The 19,824-nt window shown below is 66.2% G+C and carries 16 protein-coding genes, 2 tRNA genes and 3 rRNA genes; 18 read left to right on the forward strand and 3 right to left on the reverse strand.

Annotated elements, in window-relative coordinates:
- Window positions 1–399: 399 nt before the first annotated feature.
- The 5 genes from ACWA7K_RS00440 (at window position 400) to rrf (ending at window position 5,621) form a co-directional block, all read left to right on the forward strand.
- A 16S ribosomal RNA gene (locus ACWA7K_RS00440) occupies window positions 400–1,924 on the forward strand.
- A gap of 68 nt (window positions 1,925–1,992) precedes the next feature.
- Window positions 1,993–2,069 (forward strand) — tRNA-Ile (locus ACWA7K_RS00445).
- Window positions 2,070–2,080: 11 nt separating this feature from the next.
- A tRNA-Ala gene (locus tag ACWA7K_RS00450) sits at window positions 2,081–2,156 on the forward strand.
- Window positions 2,157–2,488: 332 nt separating this feature from the next.
- Window positions 2,489–5,364 (forward strand): 23S ribosomal RNA (locus tag ACWA7K_RS00455).
- Window positions 5,365–5,508: 144 nt separating this feature from the next.
- Window positions 5,509–5,621: ribosomal RNA gene (gene rrf / locus ACWA7K_RS00460) — 5S ribosomal RNA — on the forward strand.
- The 16S, 23S and 5S rRNA genes sit together here with 2 tRNA genes alongside, the layout of an rRNA operon.
- 177 nt (window positions 5,622–5,798) lie before the next feature.
- Here rrf and ACWA7K_RS00465 read toward each other — a convergent pair.
- On the reverse strand, window positions 5,799–6,128 hold the full coding sequence (locus tag ACWA7K_RS00465) for a DUF3579 domain-containing protein (RefSeq protein WP_456164580.1): 330 nt from the start codon (window positions 6,126–6,128) through the stop codon (window positions 5,799–5,801).
- Window positions 6,129–6,422: 294 nt separating this feature from the next.
- On the opposite strand from ACWA7K_RS00465, the gene ACWA7K_RS00470 reads away from it, so the two are divergent.
- The 13 genes from ACWA7K_RS00470 to ACWA7K_RS00530 all read left to right on the forward strand — a co-directional run bounded on the left by ACWA7K_RS00470 (window position 6,423) and on the right by ACWA7K_RS00530 (window position 18,289).
- The gene (locus ACWA7K_RS00470) at window positions 6,423–7,640 is read left to right on the forward strand and encodes an acetylornithine/succinylornithine family transaminase (RefSeq protein WP_456210285.1); all 1,218 of its coding nucleotides are present in this window, start codon (window positions 6,423–6,425) and stop codon (window positions 7,638–7,640) included.
- A complete protein-coding gene (gene argF / locus ACWA7K_RS00475; protein WP_456164584.1) occupies window positions 7,637–8,599 on the forward strand; it encodes an ornithine carbamoyltransferase in 963 nt (320 codons plus the stop codon). Before ACWA7K_RS00470 ends, argF begins: the two co-directional genes overlap by 4 nt.
- Window positions 8,599–9,996 (forward strand): AMP-binding protein, encoded by a 1,398-nt coding sequence (locus ACWA7K_RS00480; protein WP_456164586.1) that lies wholly within the window; start codon window positions 8,599–8,601, stop codon window positions 9,994–9,996. The genes argF and ACWA7K_RS00480 overlap by 1 nt, the downstream gene beginning before the upstream one ends.
- Before the next feature lie 100 nt (window positions 9,997–10,096).
- Complete coding sequence (locus ACWA7K_RS00485; protein WP_456164588.1) at window positions 10,097–10,423, forward strand: 3-hydroxyacyl-ACP dehydratase FabZ family protein; 327 nt, start codon at window positions 10,097–10,099, stop codon at window positions 10,421–10,423.
- Complete coding sequence (locus ACWA7K_RS00490; RefSeq protein WP_456164590.1) at window positions 10,423–11,373, forward strand: acyl-CoA synthetase; 951 nt, start codon at window positions 10,423–10,425, stop codon at window positions 11,371–11,373. Before ACWA7K_RS00485 ends, ACWA7K_RS00490 begins: the two co-directional genes overlap by 1 nt.
- Window positions 11,360–11,986 carry an outer membrane lipoprotein carrier protein LolA gene (locus tag ACWA7K_RS00495; protein WP_456164592.1) on the forward strand — a complete coding sequence of 209 codons (627 nt, stop codon included), beginning with the start codon at window positions 11,360–11,362 and terminating at the stop codon, window positions 11,984–11,986. The genes ACWA7K_RS00490 and ACWA7K_RS00495 overlap by 14 nt, the downstream gene beginning before the upstream one ends.
- A gap of 10 nt (window positions 11,987–11,996) precedes the next feature.
- Entirely contained in the window at window positions 11,997–12,851 is an 855-nt protein-coding gene (locus tag ACWA7K_RS00500) for a polysaccharide deacetylase family protein (RefSeq protein ID WP_456164594.1), read from the forward strand.
- Entirely contained in the window at window positions 12,848–13,651 is an 804-nt protein-coding gene (locus ACWA7K_RS00505; RefSeq protein ID WP_456164595.1) for a methyltransferase domain-containing protein, read from the forward strand. The genes ACWA7K_RS00500 and ACWA7K_RS00505 overlap by 4 nt, the downstream gene beginning before the upstream one ends.
- A gap of 10 nt (window positions 13,652–13,661) precedes the next feature.
- Window positions 13,662–14,876 (forward strand): beta-ketoacyl-[acyl-carrier-protein] synthase family protein, encoded by a 1,215-nt coding sequence (locus ACWA7K_RS00510; RefSeq protein WP_456164596.1) that lies wholly within the window; start codon window positions 13,662–13,664, stop codon window positions 14,874–14,876.
- Window positions 14,873–15,691 (forward strand): beta-ketoacyl synthase chain length factor, encoded by an 819-nt coding sequence (locus tag ACWA7K_RS00515; RefSeq protein ID WP_456164597.1) that lies wholly within the window; start codon window positions 14,873–14,875, stop codon window positions 15,689–15,691. The genes ACWA7K_RS00510 and ACWA7K_RS00515 overlap by 4 nt, the downstream gene beginning before the upstream one ends.
- Window positions 15,688–16,170: a hydroxymyristoyl-ACP dehydratase gene (locus ACWA7K_RS00520; protein ID WP_456164599.1), complete on the forward strand. Its 483-nt coding sequence runs from the start codon at window positions 15,688–15,690 to the stop codon at window positions 16,168–16,170. The genes ACWA7K_RS00515 and ACWA7K_RS00520 overlap by 4 nt, the downstream gene beginning before the upstream one ends.
- 17 nt (window positions 16,171–16,187) lie before the next feature.
- Window positions 16,188–16,931 carry a 3-oxoacyl-ACP reductase FabG gene (gene fabG, locus ACWA7K_RS00525; protein ID WP_456164601.1) on the forward strand — a complete coding sequence of 248 codons (744 nt, stop codon included), beginning with the start codon at window positions 16,188–16,190 and terminating at the stop codon, window positions 16,929–16,931.
- Window positions 16,928–18,289 (forward strand): cation:proton antiporter, encoded by a 1,362-nt coding sequence (locus ACWA7K_RS00530; RefSeq protein ID WP_456164603.1) that lies wholly within the window; start codon window positions 16,928–16,930, stop codon window positions 18,287–18,289. The genes fabG and ACWA7K_RS00530 overlap by 4 nt, the downstream gene beginning before the upstream one ends.
- Here the strand turns inward: ACWA7K_RS00530 and ACWA7K_RS00535 are convergent.
- Together ACWA7K_RS00535 and ACWA7K_RS00540 are read right to left on the reverse strand one after the other, a co-directional pair.
- Complete coding sequence (locus ACWA7K_RS00535) at window positions 18,234–19,046, reverse strand: glycosyltransferase family 2 protein (protein WP_456164605.1); 813 nt, start codon at window positions 19,044–19,046, stop codon at window positions 18,234–18,236. The genes ACWA7K_RS00530 and ACWA7K_RS00535 overlap by 56 nt on opposite strands.
- Entirely contained in the window at window positions 19,043–19,822 is a 780-nt protein-coding gene (locus ACWA7K_RS00540; protein ID WP_456164607.1) for a lysophospholipid acyltransferase family protein, read from the reverse strand. Before ACWA7K_RS00540 ends, ACWA7K_RS00535 begins: the two co-directional genes overlap by 4 nt.
- Between the last annotated feature and the right edge of the window lie 2 nt (window positions 19,823–19,824).

A 19,824-nucleotide genomic window follows, 5' to 3' on the forward strand; every position in this document is an offset into this window, starting at 1 on the left:
CGCTGATCGCGACAACTTCTGAGTTGCAGCAGTCAGCGGGCGAAGCGGAAGCTTCGGTGTTCAGAGTGCTGTTCGACGCCGCAAGGCTCGTGAGTGCTTCGGGCTCCGAAGGTGGTCTTCAAGTCGGTCGACAAAAACTTCAAACGAAGCTGTTGACAAGATCGAAAAGACGACAGATACTTCCGCTTCTGCGCTGCAAACAGCAGTTTGCAGCAAACAACGCAAGTTGACCGACGCGAAAGCGAAGTTGATGAGTCGTTGAGCTCTTTAAAAATTTACAGCCGATAAGCGTGGGCGTTTGAAGGCGAATGCCAAGTCCTGGGTAAAACTGGGATGTCAAACGCTCACGGAAGAAGTGAATGTTAAGTCACTTCAATTCCGTTGAGTGAAATCAAGATCGAACTGAAGAGTTTGATCCTGGCTCAGATTGAACGCTGGCGGCATGCTTTACACATGCAAGTCGAACGGTAGAGGGGCAACCCTTGAGAGTGGCGAACGGGTGAGTAATGCATCGGAACGTGCCCAGTAGTGGGGGATAGCCCGGCGAAAGCCGGATTAATACCGCATGAGACCTGAGGGTGAAAGCGGGGGATCGCAAGACCTCGCGCTATTGGAGCGGCCGATGTCAGATTAGCTAGTTGGTGGGGTAAAGGCCTACCAAGGCGACGATCTGTAGCTGGTCTGAGAGGACGACCAGCCACACTGGGACTGAGACACGGCCCAGACTCCTACGGGAGGCAGCAGTGGGGAATTTTGGACAATGGGCGCAAGCCTGATCCAGCCATGCCGCGTGCGGGAAGAAGGCCTTCGGGTTGTAAACCGCTTTTGTCAGGGAAGAAATCTTCTGGGCTAATACCCTGGGAGGATGACGGTACCTGAAGAATAAGCACCGGCTAACTACGTGCCAGCAGCCGCGGTAATACGTAGGGTGCAAGCGTTAATCGGAATTACTGGGCGTAAAGCGTGCGCAGGCGGTTATATAAGACAGATGTGAAATCCCCGGGCTCAACCTGGGAACTGCATTTGTGACTGTATAGCTAGAGTACGGTAGAGGGGGATGGAATTCCGCGTGTAGCAGTGAAATGCGTAGATATGCGGAGGAACACCGATGGCGAAGGCAGTCCCCTGGACCTGTACTGACGCTCATGCACGAAAGCGTGGGGAGCAAACAGGATTAGATACCCTGGTAGTCCACGCCCTAAACGATGTCAACTGGTTGTTGGGAGGGTTTCTTCTCAGTAACGTAGCTAACGCGTGAAGTTGACCGCCTGGGGAGTACGGCCGCAAGGTTGAAACTCAAAGGAATTGACGGGGACCCGCACAAGCGGTGGATGATGTGGTTTAATTCGATGCAACGCGAAAAACCTTACCTACCCTTGACATGCTAGGAATCCTGCAGAGATGTGGGAGTGCTCGAAAGAGAACCTAGACACAGGTGCTGCATGGCCGTCGTCAGCTCGTGTCGTGAGATGTTGGGTTAAGTCCCGCAACGAGCGCAACCCTTGTCATTAGTTGCTACGAAAGGGCACTCTAATGAGACTGCCGGTGACAAACCGGAGGAAGGTGGGGATGACGTCAGGTCCTCATGGCCCTTATGGGTAGGGCTACACACGTCATACAATGGCCGGTACAGAGGGCTGCCAACCCGCGAGGGGGAGCCAATCCCAGAAAACCGGTCGTAGTCCGGATCGCAGTCTGCAACTCGACTGCGTGAAGTCGGAATCGCTAGTAATCGCGGATCAGCTTGCCGCGGTGAATACGTTCCCGGGTCTTGTACACACCGCCCGTCACACCATGGGAGCGGGTTCTGCCAGAAGTAGTTAGCCTAACCGCAAGGAGGGCGATTACCACGGCAGGGTTCGTGACTGGGGTGAAGTCGTAACAAGGTAGCCGTATCGGAAGGTGCGGCTGGATCACCTCCTTTCTGGAAAATGCATTCAAATTCATGCGCCCACACTTATCGGCTGTAGATACGACAGTGTAAGAAGATTGGGGTCTGTAGCTCAGTCGGTTAGAGCACCGTCTTGATAAGGCGGGGGTCGTTGGTTCGAATCCAACCAGACCCACCACTCATTCGAACGGGGGATTAGCTCAGCTGGGAGAGCACCTGCTTTGCAAGCAGGGGGTCGTCGGTTCGATCCCGTCATCCTCCACCAAAATCTTCTTCATGATCGGTGCAGACCTAAGCGTCGACCAGGCAGCGCGAGCTGAAACTGGGGTGTTTAGGTCTGCCATCGAAAGTTGGCTGTTGTTCTTTAACAATTCGTAGAGTCGAATCAGCGTCAGTAGCGGAAAGCTGCAACCGGTAAAGGGGTTGCAGCACCGTGCCGCTACTGACTATTGATTGCGTCACCAGACATCAATGAAGCGACGTAAGTCGTGAGAGTTGAAAGTACGGCAAACGTAAATACTCAAACACATGCCTCGATAGTCGATCGAGGTGGTGTAGTCCTTGACGACGTTCACGAGGTGGATGTCAAAGTTATAGGGTCAAGTGACTAAGTGCATGTGGTGGATGCCTTGGCGATTACAGGCGATGAAGGACGTGATAGCCTGCGAAAAGCTTCGGGGAGCTGGCAAATGAGCTTTGATCCGGAGATATCCGAATGGGGAAACCCACCCGCAAGGGTATCAACATCTGAATACATAGGGTGTTGAGGCGAACCCGGCGAACTGAAACATCTCAGTAGCTGGAGGAATAGACATCAACCGAGATTCCGAAAGTAGTGGCGAGCGAAATTGGAAGAGCCTGCATGATTTAGCAACCGACTTATCAGAACGGAATGGAAAGTCCGGCCATAGCGGGTGATAGCCCCGTATGAAAAAAGTTGGTTGTGGAACTGGGCATGCGACAAGTAGGGCGGGACACGTGAAATCCTGTCTGAAGATGGGGGGACCATCCTCCAAGGCTAAATACTCGTAATCGACCGATAGTGAACAAGTACCGTGAGGGAAAGGCGAAAAGAACCCCGGGAGGGGAGTGAAATAGATCCTGAAACCGCATGCATACAAAAAGTCGGAGCCTCGAAAGGGGTGACGGCGTACCTTTTGTATAATGGGTCAGCGACTTACATTCAGTGGCAAGCTTAACCGTGTAGGGAAGGCGAAGGGAAACCGAGTCCGAATAGGGCGATTGAGTCGCTGGGTGTAGACCCGAAACCAGGTGATCTATCCATGGCCAGGATGAAGGTGCGGTAACACGCACTGGAGGTCCGAACCGACTAGTGTTGCAAAACTAGCGGATGAGCTGTGGATAGGGGTGAAAGGCTAAACAAACCTGGAGATAGCTGGTTCTCTCCGAAAACTATTTAGGTAGTGCCTCAAGTATTACCATCGGGGGTAGAGCACTGTTATGGCTAGGGGGTCATGGCGACTTACCAAACCATTGCAAACTCCGAATACCGATGAGTACAGCTTGGGAGACAGAGCACCGGGTGCTAACGTCCGGACTCAAGAGGGAAACAACCCAGACCGCCAGCTAAGGTCCCTAAAATTGGCTAAGTGGGAAACGAAGTGGGAAGGCTAAAACAGTCAGGATGTTGGCTTAGAAGCAGCCATCATTTAAAGAAAGCGTAATAGCTCACTGATCGAGTCGTCCTGCGCGGAAGATGTAACGGGGCTCAAGCCAGTTACCGAAGCTGCGGATCACAGCAATGTGATGGTAGGAGAGCGTTCTGTAAGCCTGTGAAGGTGGCTTGTAAAGGCTGCTGGAGGTATCAGAAGTGCGAATGCTGACATGAGTAGCGTTAAAGGGGGTGAAAAGCCCCCTCGCCGTAAGCGCAAGGTTTTCTACGCAACGTTCATCGGCGTAGAGTGAGTCGGCCCCTAAGGCGAGGCAGAGATGCGTAGCTGATGGGAAACAGGTGAATATTCCTGTACCGATGTGCAATGCGATGTGGGGACGGAGAAGGTTAGCTCAGCCAAGTGTTGGATATCTTGGTTCAAGCCTGTAGTCATGGCCCTTAGGCAAATCCGGGGGTCTAAGATGAGGGGTGATAACGAGACGGCTTGCCGTCGAAGTGAGTGATACCCTGCTTCCAGGAAAAGCCACTAAGCTTCAGTTGCACACGACCGTACCGCAAACCGACACTGGTGCGCGTGATGAGTATTCTCAGGCGCTTGAGAGAACTCTGGAGAAGGAACTCGGCAAATTGACACCGTAACTTCGGAAGAAGGTGTGCCTTGAGTCAGTGAAGTTGAACAAACGGAGCTAAAAGAGGCCGCAGAGAATCGGTGGCTGCGACTGTTTATTAAAAACACAGCACTCTGCAAAGACGAAAGTCGACGTATAGGGTGTGGCGCCTGCCCGGTGCTGGAAGATTAAATGATGGGGTGCAAGCTCTTGACTGAAGTCCCAGTAAACGGCGGCCGTAACTATAACGGTCCTAAGGTAGCGAAATTCCTTGTCGGGTAAGTTCCGACCTGCACGAATGGCGTAACGATGGCCACACTGTCTCCTCCAGAGACTCAGCGAAGTTGAAATGTTTGTGATGATGCAATCTCCCCGCGGAAAGACGGAAAGACCCCATGAACCTTTACTGTAGCTTTGCATTGGACTTTGAACAGATCTGTGTAGGATAGGTGGGAGGCTTTGAAGTACGGTCGCTAGACTGTATGGAGCCGACCTTGAAATACCACCCTGGTGTGTTTGAGGTTCTAACCTTGGCCCGTTATCCGGGTTGGGGACAGTGCATGGTGGGCAGTTTGACTGGGGCGGTCTCCTCCTAAAGTGTAACGGAGGAGTTCGAAGGTACGCTAAGCACGGTCGGAAATCGTGCTGATAGTGCATAGGCATAAGCGTGCTTGACTGCGAGACTGACAAGTCGAGCAGGTACGAAAGTAGGACTAAGTGATCCGGTGGTTCTGTATGGAAGGGCCATCGCTCAACGGATAAAAGGTACTCTGGGGATAACAGGCTGATACCGCCCAAGAGTTCATATCGACGGCGGTGTTTGGCACCTCGATGTCGGCTCATCTCATCCTGGGGCTGTAGCCGGTCCCAAGGGTATGGCTGTTCGCCATTTAAAGAGGTACGTGAGCTGGGTTTAAAACGTCGTGAGACAGTTTGGTCCCTATCTTCCGTGGGCGCTGCAGATTTGAGGAAGCCTGCTCCTAGTACGAGAGGACCGGAGTGGACGCACCTCTGGTGTACCGGTTGTCACGCCAGTGGCATCGCCGGGTAGCTAAGTGCGGAAGAGATAACCGCTGAAAGCATCTAAGCGGGAAACTCGTTCCAAGATAAGATCTGCCGGGGCCTTGAGCCCCCTGAAGAGTCGTTCAAGACCAGGACGTTGATAGGCTGGGTGTGGAAGCGCAGTAATGCGTTAAGCTAACCAGTACTAATTGCTCGTGAGGCTTGACCCTATAACTTTGAGATCGCTTCGATCGTCAAAGCAGTAAATACGTTCCGTACTCTCTGGTACGCAATCAATATCGATTCGACTCTATGAATTGGCTGAAGCACCTCGCATCCCTTCGATGCGATAAACGCTCCAGCAACAAGTTATGCCTGACGACCATAGCGAGGTGGTCCCACTCCTTCCCATCCCGAACAGGACAGTGAAACGCCTCAGCGCCGATGATAGTGCGCATTCGCGTGTGAAAGTAGGTCATCGTCAGGCTACTATCCCCCAAACCCCCTCAGTGCAAACTGCAGGGGGTTTGTTCTTTTGGGGAATGGATTTCTCGATTGAAGAATATCGAGCGGAATCTTCGCCGGATACTCGAATCTGTTGATTCGAGCTGTGTGTGCTGACGGTGGTGCGCTCTCTCGAGCGTGGTCGACCCTGACGGACTTCTCAGCGTGAAGTGGGCGGGTCTGGCAGCAGGCAGGCTTCGCTGACCTGAAGTTCGTTGTCGCGGGCGAAGTTCATGACGAAGTCCCAGGCCATCGGCTCGATGTCGCGCAGGGCTTCGTTGACCACCACGCACTTGACCTTGCCGACCACCGTCGGGACGCAGTAGGGCGAGTAGCCGATCGAGGCGAACCGGTTGTTGGCCATGCCGCCCGGGCGGAACGCCGACATCGCACCCGCCAGTCGCTCGGCCCAGTCGCTGGGCCGGAAGGTGCGGCCGTCGCGGGTGATGCCTTGGATGAAGATCTCGCGGGATTTGGTCGTCGTGCTCATGCAGCCTCTACGCGTCCAGGGGAGGGGCCCCACGGCGCTCAACCCGGTATTGTGCTGCAGTGCACAAGCAGATGCCGTGCCGCAGTCTGACGCCGTTGGTGACGGCTCCCGGATCGCGGTGATCTTGCCGCATCCGGCTGTCACAAGGCTTGCCAGGACGTCGATCGACCGCATGCGGATCAACAGGCGACCTGACCGCCAAGGTCACCGACGCGTGCATGGGCTTGCCTACAATCGTGCAACGCGCCGTCCTCGACGGTGCGTTCTTTTTTGTCCTCTGCCTGGAGATCTGGGATGACCGCCGCTGCCGATGTGCCCGTGTCCGAACCGCACGTGATGAAGACCTATGGCCGACTGCCGATCGCGCTGTCGCATGGCCGAGGCTGCCGCGTCTGGGACACCGCCGGTCGGGAGTACCTCGACGGCCTGGGCGGCATCGCAGTGAACACGCTGGGCCATGCCCATCCGAAGCTGGTGGCCGCCTTGCAGGACCAGGTCGCCAAGCTGATCCACTGTTCGAACTACTACCACGTGCCCGGGCAGGAGGCACTGGCCGCCAAGCTGACCGAACTGTCCGGCCTGACCAACGCCTTCTTCTGCAGCACCGGCCTGGAAGCCAACGAGGCCGCGCTGAAGCTGGCGCGCAAGTTCGGCCATGACAAGGGCATCGAGCGCCCCGAGGTGATCGTCTACGAGAAGGCCTTCCACGGCCGCTCGATCGCGACCCTGTCGGCGACCGGCAATCCCAAGGTGCAGGCCGGCTTCGGTCCGCTGGTCGAGGGCTTCGTCCGCATCCCCCTGAACGATCTGGAGGCGGTCGAGCACGTCGCGCGCACCAACCCGAACGTCGTCGCCGTCTTCCTGGAGACGATCCAGGGCGAGGGCGGCATCAACCCGGCGCGCTGGGATTACCTGCGCAGCCTGCGCGCCATCTGCGACCGCCAGGACTGGCTGCTGATGCTCGACGAGGTGCAGTGCGGCATCGGCAGGACGGGCAAGTGGTTCGCGCACCAGTGGGCCGGCATCGTGCCGGACGTCATGCCGCTCGCGAAGGGCCTGGGCTCGGGCGTGCCGATCGGTGCGGTGGTCTGCGGCCCGCGTGCCGCCTCCATCTTCCAGCCGGGCAACCACGGCACCACCTTCGGCGGCAACCCGCTGTCGACCCGTGCGGGCGTCGAGACGCTGAAGATCATGGAAGAGGAGGGCCTGCTGGCGAACGCCGAACATGTGGGCGCCTACCTGCAGCGTTCGCTCGCCGAAGCCTTCCAGGGGCTGACGGGCGTGGTCGAGATCCGCGGCGCCGGCCTGATGATCGGCATCGAGCTGGACCGCCCCTGCGGCGAGATCCTGACGCTCGCGATGGAGGCCGGCTTGCTGCTGAGCGTCACCGCCGACCGCGTCATCCGCCTGGTGCCGCCGTTGATCCTCACCGAGGCCGAGGCCGACGAGATCGTCGCCAAGCTCGCGCCGCTGGTCCGCAACTTCCTCGCCCCTGGCGCCGAACACGCATGAAACCGGGCCTGTCTCTCATGAAGCACTACCTGCAATTCAAGGACCTGCGCGCCGAGGAGTACGCCTACCTCTTCGAGCGCGCGCGCCTGATCAAGACCCGCTTCAAGAACTACGAGAAATACACGCCGCTGGCCGACCGCACGCTGGCGATGATCTTCGAGAAGGCCAGCACCCGCACCCGCGTGAGCTTCGAGGCCGGCATGTACCAGATGGGCGGCTCGGTCGTGCACCTGACGACCGGCGACAGCCAACTGGGCCGCAGCGAGCCGATCGAGGACTCGGCCCGCGTCATCAGCCGCATGGTCGATCTGGTGATGATCCGCACCTTCGAGCACAGCAAGCTCGAGGCGTTCGCCGCCCACTCGCGCGTGCCGGTCATCAATGGCCTGACCAACGAGTTCCATCCCTGCCAGATCCTGGCCGACCTCTACACCTTCCTGGAACACCGCGGCACGCTCAGCGCCGCCGGCGTCGACCTGGGCGGGCTGAAGGGCAAGGTCGTGGCCTGGGTCGGCGACGGCAACAACATGGCCAACACCTGGCTGCAGGCGGCCGAGGTGCTGGGATTCACCGTCCACGTCAGCACGCCCAGCGGCTACGGCGTCGACCCGGCGGTGGCCGGCGTGCGCGACAGCAGCTGCTACCGCGTCTTTGACGATCCACGCGAGGCCTGTGCCGGTGCCGATCTCGTCACCACCGACGTCTGGACCAGCATGGGCTACGAGGCCGAGAACGAGGCCCGCAAGAAGGCCTTCGCGCTCTGGTGCGTGGACGCCGACATGATGTCGCGCGCGAAGCCCGACGCCCTGTTCATGCACTGCCTGCCGGCCCATCGCGGCGAAGAGGTCACCGCCCAGGTCATCGACGGTCCGCAGAGCGTCGTCTGGGACGAGGCCGAGAACCGCATGCACGTCCAGAAGGCGCTGATGGAGTACCTGCTCCTCGGCCGCATCGGCTGATGGCGCTTGTGCCCGACGGTGCGCGTTCGCTGCTGGCCGGCGACACGCTCGACGCGCCGCTGGCCTGGCGGGCGGGCCGGCCGATCACGCGAGGCCAGTACCTCGCCGATGTCGCGGCGCTGGCCGCACGCTGGCAGCCGCGCGGGCCGGTGCTGGCCCTCACCGGCGACCGCTACCGCTTCGCGCTGACGCTCGGTGCGAGCCTGGCCCACGGCCAGCCCGGTCTGCTGCCGCCGAATCACACGCCCGACATGCTGGCGCGGCTGACGCGCCTGTTCCCGGGTGCTTCCGCCTTGGCCGATGCGCCGGCGCTGGACGAGGCCCGCATCGGCGGCATGCCGGCGCAGGACTATGCCGAGGTGCTCGACGCCGCCAAGCCCGAGCCTGATCACGCGGAGCCGCCGTCGATCGACCTGCCGCCCGACGCGGTGATCGCCCAGGTGCTGACCTCCGGTTCGACCGGCGCGCCGATGCCGCATCCGAAGGTCTGGGACCGGCTGGTGCTGAACATCGACGCCGAAGCGCGCCGGGTCGCCGAGCATCTCGGTAGGCCGGACCTGCGCGGCGTCGTGCTGGTGGGCACCGTGCCACCGCACCACATGTACGGCTTCGAATCGACCGTGCTGCTGGCCTTGCGCGGCGGCGCCTCGTTCGCGGCCGAGCGGCCCTTCTTCCCGGCCGAGATCGCCGAGGTGCTGGCCGCGCTGCCGCGTCCACGCGTGCTGGTGACGACACCTTTCCACCTGAAGAACCTGCTCGACGCCGGCATCGACCTGCCGCCGGTCGACCTGGTGATCAGCGCCACCGCGCCGCTGTCGCCGCAGATGGCCGCCCGCGCCGAGGCCGCGCTGCAAGGTCCGCTGATGGAGATCTACGGCTGCACCGAGGCCGGCCAGGTTGCCACCCGCCGCAGCACCGCCGGACCGGAGTGGACCGCCTTCGACGGCCTGAGCCTGACGGGCGACGGCGCCGAATCGGTCGTGCAAGGCGGCCACGTCCAGCAGCCCACCCCGCTCGCGGACGTGCTGGAGGTGATCGACGCTCGCCGCTTCCGCCTGCTCGGCCGATCGAATGACCTGATCAACATCGCCGGCAAGCGCAGTTCGCTGTCGCACCTGAACTTCCACCTCAACAGCATCGACGGCGTGCGCGACGGCGCCGTCTGGTTGCCGCCGGGCGATGCGGCCGACGGCGTCGAGGCCGTCGTGCGCCTGACCGCCTTCGTCGTGCCCGAACCCGGCCTGACGCGGGTGACGCTGCTGGCGCGCCTGCGCGAGCGGGTCGATGCGGCCTTCCTGCCGCGCCCGATCGTGTTCGTCGACAGCCTTCCGCGCGATCCGACCGGCAAGCTCCCGGCCGGCCGGCTGGCCGAACTGGCCGCCGCCCTGAAGCGCTGAGACGCGCGACGACCTGCACGCTGATGTCTGCGCCGATGAATGCGCCGATGAATGCGCCGAAAAGGGCGCCGATGAGTGCGCCGATGAGTGCACCGAGACCATGCCCCACGCCGACCACACCGTCCCCGCCGATCACCCGAGCTTCGCCGGCCACTTCCCCGGCCACCCGATCCTGCCGGGCGTGGTCATGCTCGCCGAGGTCAGCGAGCGCCTGCTCGCCGACGCCGAGGCCGCCGCGCTGCTCGGGCCAGCGCCACGGTTGGGGGCGGTCAAGTTCCTGGCGCCGATCGGGCCGGGTGCGCGCCTGCGCATCGACTGGGCCTGCGCGCCGACCCGGGTGACCTTCGAGGTGCGCCTGCCGGACGCCGACGGACGCCTGGCCGTGAGCGGCCACTTCGATGTCCGTACACCGGCCCCGGGGGCGTGATGTCGGCGCCTGAAACGTCGCCCGACTGGACCCGCCAGCCCGAGCGCAGCAACGCGCAGGCGCTGGCCCTGATGCGCTGGATCGCGATGGCGCTGGGCCGCCGTGTCGCGCGCCTGGTGCTGCACCCGATCACGCTGTACTTCATGCTGACCGGCGGTGCGGCGACGCGGGCCTCGCGCCAGTACCTGGCCCGCGTGCTGGGCCGGCCGCCGACCTGGCGCGAGCGTTACGCCCACATCCACCACTTTGCCGCGACCATCCTGGACCGCGTGTACCTGCTGCAGCGCCGCTTCGAGGAGTTCGACATCACGGTGACGAATCCCGAGCTGCTGATGGTCCAGGTCGAACAGGGCCACGGGGCGATGCTGGCGGGCGCTCACGTCGGCAGCTTCGAGGTCCTGCGCTCGCTCGGCGAGGGCCAGCGCGACCTGCGGGTGGCGATGCTCATGTTCGAGGACAACGCGCGCCAGATCAACGCGACGCTGCGCGCCATCGCGCCCGACACGCCGCTGCACGTGATCGCGCTGGGGCGCATGTCGGCGATGCTCGAACTGCGCGCCTGGCTCGACGGCAATGGCGTCGCCGGCCTGCTGGCCGATCGGACGTTGCGCACGCCGGGTCATTCCTCGATGCAGCGCGGCGGCGTGCATCGCCTGAACTTCCTGGGCCAGCCCGCGTCCTTCTCGGACGGCCCGTTCCGGCTGGCGATGATGCTGCGCCGCCGGCTGCTGTTCATGGCCGGCCTGTACCACGGTGGTCGGCGCTACGAGCTGCGTTTCGTCGAGATCGCCGACTTCAGCCAGAAGCCGGCCGACGGCGCGCCGGCCGAGGTCGTCCTGCAGCGTGCGGTGCGGCGTTATGTCGAGATCCTGGAATCCATCTGCCATGAGACACCCTGCAACTGGTTCAACTTTTTCGACTTCTGGGCCGACCCTGATGCGCTGCACTGACCGTACGTTCACCCGTGGCCCGATCACCCGCCGCCGAGCCTGGGCCATCGTGGCGACGCTGCTGGGCGGCCTCCTGGCGGGCGGCGTCTCGCCGGCCTGGGCCTTCGGCCTCGAGGACCTGATGCGCACGCTCGCCAGCGTCAAGGAAGGCGAGGCCAGCTTCGTCGAGAAGCGCACCGTGGCGTCGCTGGACCAGCCGCTGGTGTCGTCCGGCCGGCTCAGCTTCACGGCTCCCGACCGCTTCGAGCGCGTCACGCTCAAGCCGCGCCGCGAGGCGTTGCAGGTCAACGGCAACACGCTGACGATGAGCCAGGGCAGCCGCAGCCGCACGCTCGCGCTGGACGCCGTGCCCGAGGCGCAGATCATGGTCGAGGCGGTGCGCGGCACGCTGACCGGCAACCAGGCCGCGCTGCAGAAGTACTTCAGCACCCAGGTGACGGGCGCGGCCGAACGCTGGTCGCTCGACCTGAAGCCGCTGGACGCCAAGCTGCGCGGCACGATCGCCGCGATCCGCGTCAGCGGCCGGCAGGCCGAGGTGCAGGAGATCGTGCTCGAACTGGCCGACGGCGACCGCTCGGTCATGAAGATCGAGCCGGCGATGGTCTCGCGTTGAGCCGGCGCCGATGACGACGTTGGCGAACGACCCGCCCCGCTGGCCCTGGCCGCCGCTGCTGCGCGCCAGCGTGGTGTTGCACGTCGTGGCGCTGGCCGTGCTGCTGGTCTGGCCGGCGTCATGGCCCTGGCTGCTGGCGGCGCTGGTGCTGGACCATGCGGTGATCACCTTCGCCGGCCTCTGGCCGCGCGCCGACTGGCTGGGCGCCAACCTGACCCGCCTGCCGCCGGCCGCCGCCGCGCGTGGCGAGGTCGCGTTGACGATCGACGACGGCCCGGACCCCGAGCTGACGCCCGCCGTGCTGGACCTGCTGGACGCGGCCGGCGCGCGCGCCACCTTCTTCTGCATCGCCGAACGGGCCGAGCGCCATGCCGGGCTGGTGCACGAGATCCTCCGGCGCGGCCACGAGGTGCAGAACCACAGCCTGCGGCACCGCCACACCTTCTCGCTGCTGGGCCCGCGTGGCTACGCGCAGGAACTGGCCGCGTCGCAGGCCGTGCTGACGCGCCTGACCGGCCACGCGCCGCGTTTCTTCCGCGCCCCGGCCGGCTTGCGCAACCCTTTCCTGGGCCCGCAGCTGCACCGCCTGGGCCTGACGCTGGCGAGCTGGACGCGGCGCGGCTACGACACCCGCGAGCGCGACCCGCAACGCGTGCTGGCGCGCCTGATCCGCGGTCTGGCCGCCGGTGACATCCTGCTGCTGCACGACGGCCATGCCGCCCGCGCCACCGATGGCCGGCCGGTCGTGCTGGCGGTCCTGCCGGCGCTGCTGGAACGGCTGCGAGCCCAGGGCCTGAAGGCGGTCACGCTGAGCGAGGCCTGCGGCAGCGCCGCCCACGACGAACCCATCCCCCAGACCCGATGACGACCCCGAACATGGCGCAAGCCAGCGCACCACCGCCGATCCGCCCGGACGCCGTCTGGCGCCGCCTGCTCGACGAGGCCACCACGCCCTACCGCAGCGCCGGGCGCTTCGCCTGGCACTTCGCGCGCGGCAAGCTCGCGCGCGACCCGGTCTTCCGCCACCTGCTCGAAAGCGGGCTGATCCGCCGTTCGGCCCGTGTGCTGGACATCGGCTGCGGCCAGGCGCTGCTGGCGCATCTGGTGCCGGCCTCCGACCGCGCCGAAGCCGCCGGCCAGTGGCCGACCGCCTGGGCCGCCGCGCCCGCGCTGGCGCACTACACCGGCGTCGAGCTGATGCCGCGCGACGTTGCCCGCGCCCAGGCCGCGCTGGTCGGCCGCGACGATGCGCAGGTGCTGTGCGGCGACATGCGCACGGTGCCGTTCCCGGACTGCGACACGGTCGTGATCCTGGACGTCCTGCACTACGTCGACCTCAGCGCGCAGGACGCCGTGCTGGCGCGGGTCCATGCCGCGCTGGCGCCCGGCGGCGTGCTGTTGCTGCGCATCGGCGACGTCGACCGGCGCGCCGGCTTCGTCGTCAGCCAATGGGTCGACCGGCTGGTGACCTGGACCCGCGGCCACCGCGTGCCGCCGACCTGGGGCCGGCCGCTGCGGGACTGGCTGGCCACGCTCGAACGCCTGGGCTTCGTCGCCGAGGCCCGCCCGATGAGCCAGGGCACGCCGTTTGCGAACGTGCTGCTCGTCGCCCGCAAGCCGGGCGCGGCGGCGCCGGTGCCGTCCGTTACTTCGCATCCCGTCTGACGAGGCCGACATGACGCCCTTGCCGATCACCCACCACACGCTGTGCACCGCCCTTGGCCGGGGGCTGGCCGAACACGCCGCCGCGCTGCACGAGGGCCGCAGCGGCCTGACGCCCTGCGACTTCCCCGACGTCACGTTGCCCGGCTGGATCGGCCAGGTGCGTGGCCTCGACGACGTGACGCTGCCCGAGTCGCTGGCCGACTGGAACTGCCGCAACCACCGGCTGGCCTGGCTGGCGCTGCAGCAGGACGGTTTCGCCGAGGCCGTCGCGCAGGCCCGGGCCCGCTGGGGCGCGCACCGCGTCGGCGTGCTGCTGGGCACCAGCACCTCCGGCATCTACGAGACGGAACTGGCCTACCGGCGCCGTGCCGAAGGTCCGGCCGGTCCTGGCACCGGCGCCTTGCCGGCCGACTTCCACTACGGGCTGACGCACAACAACGGCGCGCTCGGGCGTTTCGTCGCCGCCGCGCTCGACCTTTCCGGGCCGACCTGGGTCGTGTCGACCGCCTGCTCGTCCAGCGCCAAGGTCTACGCCTCGGCGCAACGCCTGATCGAGGCCGGCTGGATCGACGCGGCGGTGGTCGGTGGCGTCGACAGCCTGTGCCTGACGACGCTGTACGGCTTCAACGCGCTGGAGCTGTTCTCGCCCGAGATCTGCCGGCCCTGGGACGCGAACCGCAGCGGCCTGTCGCTCGGCGAGGCCGCCGCCTACGGCCTGCTGCAACGTGACACCAGCGGTGCCCCGGGCGGCGTGCCCGCCGGCTGGCTGCTGGGCTGTGGCGAGACCAGCGACGGCCACCACATGAGCTCGCCGCATCCCGAAGGCCTGGGCGCCGTCGCCGCGATGCGCATGGCGCTGGCCGACGCCGGCCTGGCGCCCGACGACATCGACTACCTCAACCTGCACGGCACCGCCACGCCGGGCAACGACGCGGCCGAGGACCGCGCGGTCATGGCCGTGTTCGGCGACCGCGTGCCCGGCAGCTCGACCAAGGGCGCGACCGGCCACACGCTGGGCGCCGCCGGCGGCGTCGAGGCCAGCCTGAGCCTGCTGGCGATCCGCGAGGGCCTGATGCCCGGCGGCCTGCACCGCCAGACGCCCGACCCGGACCTGCACATCGCCTACCTGGGCGAGAACCGCCGCGCGCCGGTGCGGCGGGTGCTGAGCAATTCCTTCGGCTTCGGCGGCTCCAACGCCAGCCTCGTCTTCGGAGACCAGCCATGAACGCGCCGCAGCCCGTCTTCGTGCGCGCCGCCGCGCTGATCGGCCCCGGCCTGAGCGACTGGGCCGCCGCGCAACCGGTGCTGACCGGCGCCCAGTCCTGGGCCCACGCGCCGACCGCGCTGGCCGCGCCGCAAGGCCTGCCGCCGGCCGAACGCCGCCGGGCCGGTGCGGCGGTCAAGGCGGCGCTGGTGACGGCCGAACAGGTCATCGCGCAGTCCGGCATCGACCCGGCCACGCTGGCCTCGGTCTTCACCTCGTCGAACGGCGATGGCGCCAATTGCCACGCGCTGTGCGAGGCGCTGGCCTTGCCACAGCGGTTGGTCTCGCCGACCCGCTTCACCAACTCGGTCCACAACGCGCCGGCCGGCTACTGGCACATCGCGGTCAGCGGCCGCCAGGCCTCGACCAGCCTGTGCGCGCACGACGGCAGCTTCGTCGCCGGCCTGGTCGAGGCGATCGGCCTGGTGCGTGCGCGCCGCCAGCCCATCCTGCTGGTGGCCAGCGACAGCCCCTACCCGGAACCGCTGCAGGCCTGCCGGCCGATGTCCGATGTGGTCGGCGTGGCGCTGATCCTGTCGCCTGTTCCGGCCGACGCGGCGGGGCTGGATCTGGCCCGGGTGACGGTCGACCTGCTGCCCGGCGCCGGTGTCGTCGAGACGCCCTGCCACGACGCCGGCCTTGAAGCCTTGCGCACGCAGGTGCCGGCGGCGCGGGCCTTGCCGCTGCTCGAAGCCATCGCGCGACGTGCCCCGGCCGAGGTCCGGCTCGCATGGCCGGCCGGACCGGCCGTGCGCCTCCACGTGGAGCCGGCATGACGGCCGCGCCGCTGATGGGCCGCGACGGCATCGCCGCGCGCATCCCGCATGCCGGCACGATGTGCCTGCTCGACCGCCTGATCGCCTGGGACGACGGCCGCATCACCTGCGAGGCCGACAGCCACCGCTGGGCCGACCACCCGCTGCGCAGCGCCAGCGGCCTGCTGGTCGGCGCGGCGATCGAATACGCCGCGCAGGCCATGGCGCTGCACGGCGCCCTGCTGGGCGAACGGCTCGCGGCCAGCGCGGCTGGCTCATCGACTGAGCCACCCAAGCCGGGCTTTCTCGCCAGCGCGCGCGGCGTCGACTTCAGCCGCTGGCGGCTCGACGACCTGACCGGCCCGCTGCGCATCGAGGTGGCCCGCCAGGCCGGCGATGCGCAACAGATCCTCTACCAATTCAGCGTCCGCCACGGCGACCAGACGCTGGCCAGCGGGCGGGCGGCGGTGGTGCTGAACACCCCCGTCACACCGACCTGAACCCGAACGAAAGCACCATGACCGACCCCGTGAAGAACCCCGCCCGCCGCGCCCTCGTGACCGGTGCCAGCGGCGACCTCGGCAGCGCCATCGCGCGCCGGCTGGCGCAGGCCGGTGCCCATGTCATCGTGCATGCCAACAGCCGCCTGTCGGCCGCGCAGGCGCTGGCCGATGCGCTGCGTGCGGAGGGCCTCAGCGCCGAGCCGGTCGCCTTCGACGTCACCGACCGCGCCGCCAGCGCCGCGGCGGTCGAGGCGCTGCTGAAGGACGGGCCGATCCAGATCCTCGTCAACAACGCCGGCATCCACGACGACGCCGTGTTCCCGGGGCTGCGGCCGGACCAGTGGGACCGCGTCATCGACGTGTCGGTCAACGGCTTCTTCAACGTCACCCAGCCGCTGACCCTGCCGATGCTGCGCACGCGCTGGGGCCGCATCGTCAACATCGGCTCGGTGGCCGGCATCACCGGCAACCGTGGCCAGGTCAACTACGCGGCGGCCAAGGGCGCGCTGCACAGCGCGACCAAGGCGCTGTCGATGGAGCTGGCCAGCCGGGGCGTGACGGTCAACGCGGTGGCGCCGGGCATCATTGCCTCGGCCATGGCCGACGCGGTGTTCGACGACAAGCTGATCGCCAACCTGGTGCCCGCCAAGCGCGCCGGCCGACCCGACGAGGTCGCCGCGCTGGTCGGCTTCCTGTGCAGCGACGAGGCCGGCTACATCTCCGGCCAGGTCGTGTCGATCAACGGCGGCATGGCATGAACACGGCCGCCGGTGCCGCCGCCGCTGCGGGCGTGCATGCCAGCGAGGCGCTGCTGTTCGCGGTGCTGCTGCAGCTGGTGGTGATCGTGCTGGCTGGCCGGCTCGGCGGGGCGGTGGCTCAGCGGGTGGGCCAGTCGACGGCGGTCGGCGAGATCGTCGTCGGGCTGATGCTCGGCCCGTCGCTGTTCGGCGCGCTGGCGCCGGAGCTGTTCACCTACGTGTTCCGTTCGGTCGGGCCGCAGACGCTGACCATCCTGTCGCAGATCGGCCTGCTGCTGCTGATGTTCCAGATCGGTCTGGCCTTCGACTTCGGCCACCTGTCCGAACAGCGCAACCGACGGGCTGTCTGGTGGGTCGCGCTGGCCGGGCTGGTCGCGCCGTTCAGCCTGGGCCTGGCGCTGGGCTGGGTCATGCCCGACAGCCTGATGACGGCCGCGCCGCGCCACGCCTTCGCGCTGTTCGTGGGCACCGCCTTCTCGATCACCGCGCTGCCCATCCTCGGCCGCATCCTGATGGAGTTCGGCCTGACGCGCACGCCGCTGGGCGTCATCACGATCAGCGCGGCGGCGATCAACGACGTGGTCGGCTGGCTGCTGCTGGCGCTGGTCACGGCGCTGACGACGGCGGCGTTCTCGACCGCCGTGTTCGTGCGCGAGGTCGTGCTGGTGCTCGCCTTCGCGCTCGGAGCCTGGTTCGTGCTGCGCCCGCCGATCGAACGGTTCATCGCCTGGCGGATGAAGGCCGATGGCGGCGAGCTCGGCCCGACCGCCATGGGCGCGGCCATCGCGCTGATCTTCGCGATGGGCATGTGCACCTACCAGCTCGGCATCTTCGCGATCTTCGGCGGCTTCATGGCCGGCGTGCTGCTGCATCGCCAGCAGGCCTTCGCGCTGGCCTGGCAGTCGCGCGTGGGCAGCTTCGTGCAGGTCTTCTTCCTGCCGATCTTCTTCACGTACACGGGGCTGCGCACCGACATCGGTTCGCTGTCGGGCGCCAGCGCCTGGGGCTGGTGCGCGCTGCTGATCGCCCTGGCCACGCTGGGCAAGTACGGCGCCTGCTCGCTGGCCGCGCGGGCCGCCGGCCTGTCGTCGCCGGCCGCGCGGCTGGTCGGCATCCTGATGAACACGCGCGCGCTGATGGAGCTGATCATCATCAACGTCGGCTACGACCTGGGCGTGATCTCGCGCGAGGTCTTCACGATGCTGGTGCTGATGGCGGTGTTCTCGACCATCGTCACCACGCCGATGCTGCGGCGCTGGCTGCCGGCGCTGCGCGGCGATGCCGTGCTGGCCGGCCGGGAGATCAGTCCGAGTTCCGCCCCAGGTACTGGAACGGCGGCTGCCGCAGCCAACGCCTGAGCAGCAGCAGCGGCAGTCGCAGCACGAACTCGACCATCAACCGCGTGTGCATCCACGTCAGCAGGACGTTGTCGCGCACGTAGTTGAAGTGGGAGACACCGCCTTCCTCGGCGCTGAGGTACTTCACCGGCGCCTGGCGGTTGATCGGCGCGACGCCGCGCCAGGCCAGCCGCACGACGGCCTCGGTGTCGAAGTCGAAGCGGCGCATCCACGGCTGGCTGCGCATCACCGCGATCAGCGGCTCGATCGGGTAGACGCGAAAGCCGTAGAGCGAATCGTGGATGCCCGCACCGAGCGTCTCGAGGTTGGTCCAGCCGTTGGAGATGCGCCGGCCGCGCACCCGCAGCAGCGGCGCGGAGGCGTCGAACACCGGCTCGCCCAGCACCATCGCGTCGGGCTTGTCGATCGAGGCCTGCATGAAGGCGCGGATCAGGTCGGCCGGATGCTGGCCGTCGGAATCCATCGCCAGCACGTGCGTGTGGCCGGCCGCGCGCGTTGCCTGCAGGCCGTGCAGCACGGCGGCGCCCTTGCCCTGGTTGTGCGGCAGCACCAGCACCTTCAGCAGCGGGTCCTCGGCGGCCATCGCCTGCAGGCCCTCGGCGGTGCCGTCGGTGCTGCCGTCGACGACGACCCAGACGGGCGCCCATTGCGCCCGCGCGGCCCGGACCGTCTCGTAGACCTTGGGGCCCGTGTTGTAGCTGGGGATCAGCAGGGCGTGGGTGGGGTGGGGCGTGGTCGCGGGCATGGGGTGGCTCATCGCGTGAGCTCGTGTTCGAGGTGGGACCGGAGCGCCTGCATCAGCTCGGCGGGCGCGGCCGGGTCATGGGCCGCAGGCGGATCGAAGCGTCGACCCAGCCGCAGCCGGTAGTGCATCGGCACGGGGGGCAGGCGCCAGATCGGCCAGCCCTTGGCGAGGAAGGGCGAGTCGGTCTCGATGATCACCGCCTGCACCGGCACCTGGGCCCGTTGCGCGATCAGCGCGATGCCGCCGCGCAGCGGCTGCAGCTGGTCGCCTTCGGTGCGTGTGCCTTCGGGGAACAGCACCAGCTGCGCACCGGCCTGCAGTTCCTCGACGGCATGGCGCACCAGCAGGTGCGGCACGTCGTTGGCGATGTAGCGCGCCAGCCGGGCACCGGCACCCAGGAAGATGTTGCGCTGCAGGCCCGCCTTCATGATGCAGACGCTGCGCGGCAGCCGCGCGACGATCAGCATCGCGTCGGCCATGCACGGGTGGTTGGCCGCGACGATCAGGCCGCCGGGCTGGCGGGCCAGCACGTCGAGTTCTCGCGCGTCGATGCGCATCAGCCCGCTGGCCCGGCCACACGCCCAGTAGAAGCGGTAGCCCCAGGCGATCACCGCGCGGCCCAGTCGCTGGCCGAAGGCGGCCGGCAGCAGCGGGTTCAGCAGCATCGCCAGCAGCGTCCAGGTCAGCGACAGCAGGCCCAGCCAGGCCACCAGCACCCACAGCCAGGCGATCAGCAGCCAGCGCAGCGGGCCGCGCGGCCCGCGCGAGGAGGTCGAGGCCTCGGGCACGG

It is taken from the genome of Leptothrix mechoopdaensis (SeqCode) (assembly GCF_053893855.1).

Excerpts from the sequence above, each read along its gene's own strand:
- ACWA7K_RS00465 (WP_456164580.1), bottom strand. The coding sequence starts at position 6,128 with ATGAGCACGACGACCAAATCCCGCGAGATCTTCATCCAAGGCATCACC.
- ACWA7K_RS00470 (WP_456210285.1), top strand. The coding sequence starts at position 6,423 with ATGACCGCCGCTGCCGATGTGCCCGTGTCCGAACCGCACGTGATGAAG.
- argF (WP_456164584.1), top strand. The coding sequence starts at position 7,637 with ATGAAACCGGGCCTGTCTCTCATGAAGCACTACCTGCAATTCAAGGAC.
- ACWA7K_RS00480 (WP_456164586.1), top strand. The coding sequence starts at position 8,599 with ATGGCGCTTGTGCCCGACGGTGCGCGTTCGCTGCTGGCCGGCGACACG.
- ACWA7K_RS00485 (WP_456164588.1), top strand. The coding sequence starts at position 10,097 with ATGCCCCACGCCGACCACACCGTCCCCGCCGATCACCCGAGCTTCGCC.
- ACWA7K_RS00490 (WP_456164590.1), top strand. The coding sequence starts at position 10,423 with ATGTCGGCGCCTGAAACGTCGCCCGACTGGACCCGCCAGCCCGAGCGC.
- ACWA7K_RS00495 (WP_456164592.1), top strand. The coding sequence starts at position 11,360 with ATGCGCTGCACTGACCGTACGTTCACCCGTGGCCCGATCACCCGCCGC.
- ACWA7K_RS00500 (WP_456164594.1), top strand. The coding sequence starts at position 11,997 with ATGACGACGTTGGCGAACGACCCGCCCCGCTGGCCCTGGCCGCCGCTG.
- ACWA7K_RS00505 (WP_456164595.1), top strand. The coding sequence starts at position 12,848 with ATGACGACCCCGAACATGGCGCAAGCCAGCGCACCACCGCCGATCCGC.
- ACWA7K_RS00510 (WP_456164596.1), top strand. The coding sequence starts at position 13,662 with ATGACGCCCTTGCCGATCACCCACCACACGCTGTGCACCGCCCTTGGC.
- ACWA7K_RS00515 (WP_456164597.1), top strand. The coding sequence starts at position 14,873 with ATGAACGCGCCGCAGCCCGTCTTCGTGCGCGCCGCCGCGCTGATCGGC.
- ACWA7K_RS00520 (WP_456164599.1), top strand. The coding sequence starts at position 15,688 with ATGACGGCCGCGCCGCTGATGGGCCGCGACGGCATCGCCGCGCGCATC.
- fabG (WP_456164601.1), top strand. The coding sequence starts at position 16,188 with ATGACCGACCCCGTGAAGAACCCCGCCCGCCGCGCCCTCGTGACCGGT.
- ACWA7K_RS00530 (WP_456164603.1), top strand. The coding sequence starts at position 16,928 with ATGAACACGGCCGCCGGTGCCGCCGCCGCTGCGGGCGTGCATGCCAGC.
- ACWA7K_RS00535 (WP_456164605.1), bottom strand. The coding sequence starts at position 19,046 with ATGAGCCACCCCATGCCCGCGACCACGCCCCACCCCACCCACGCCCTG.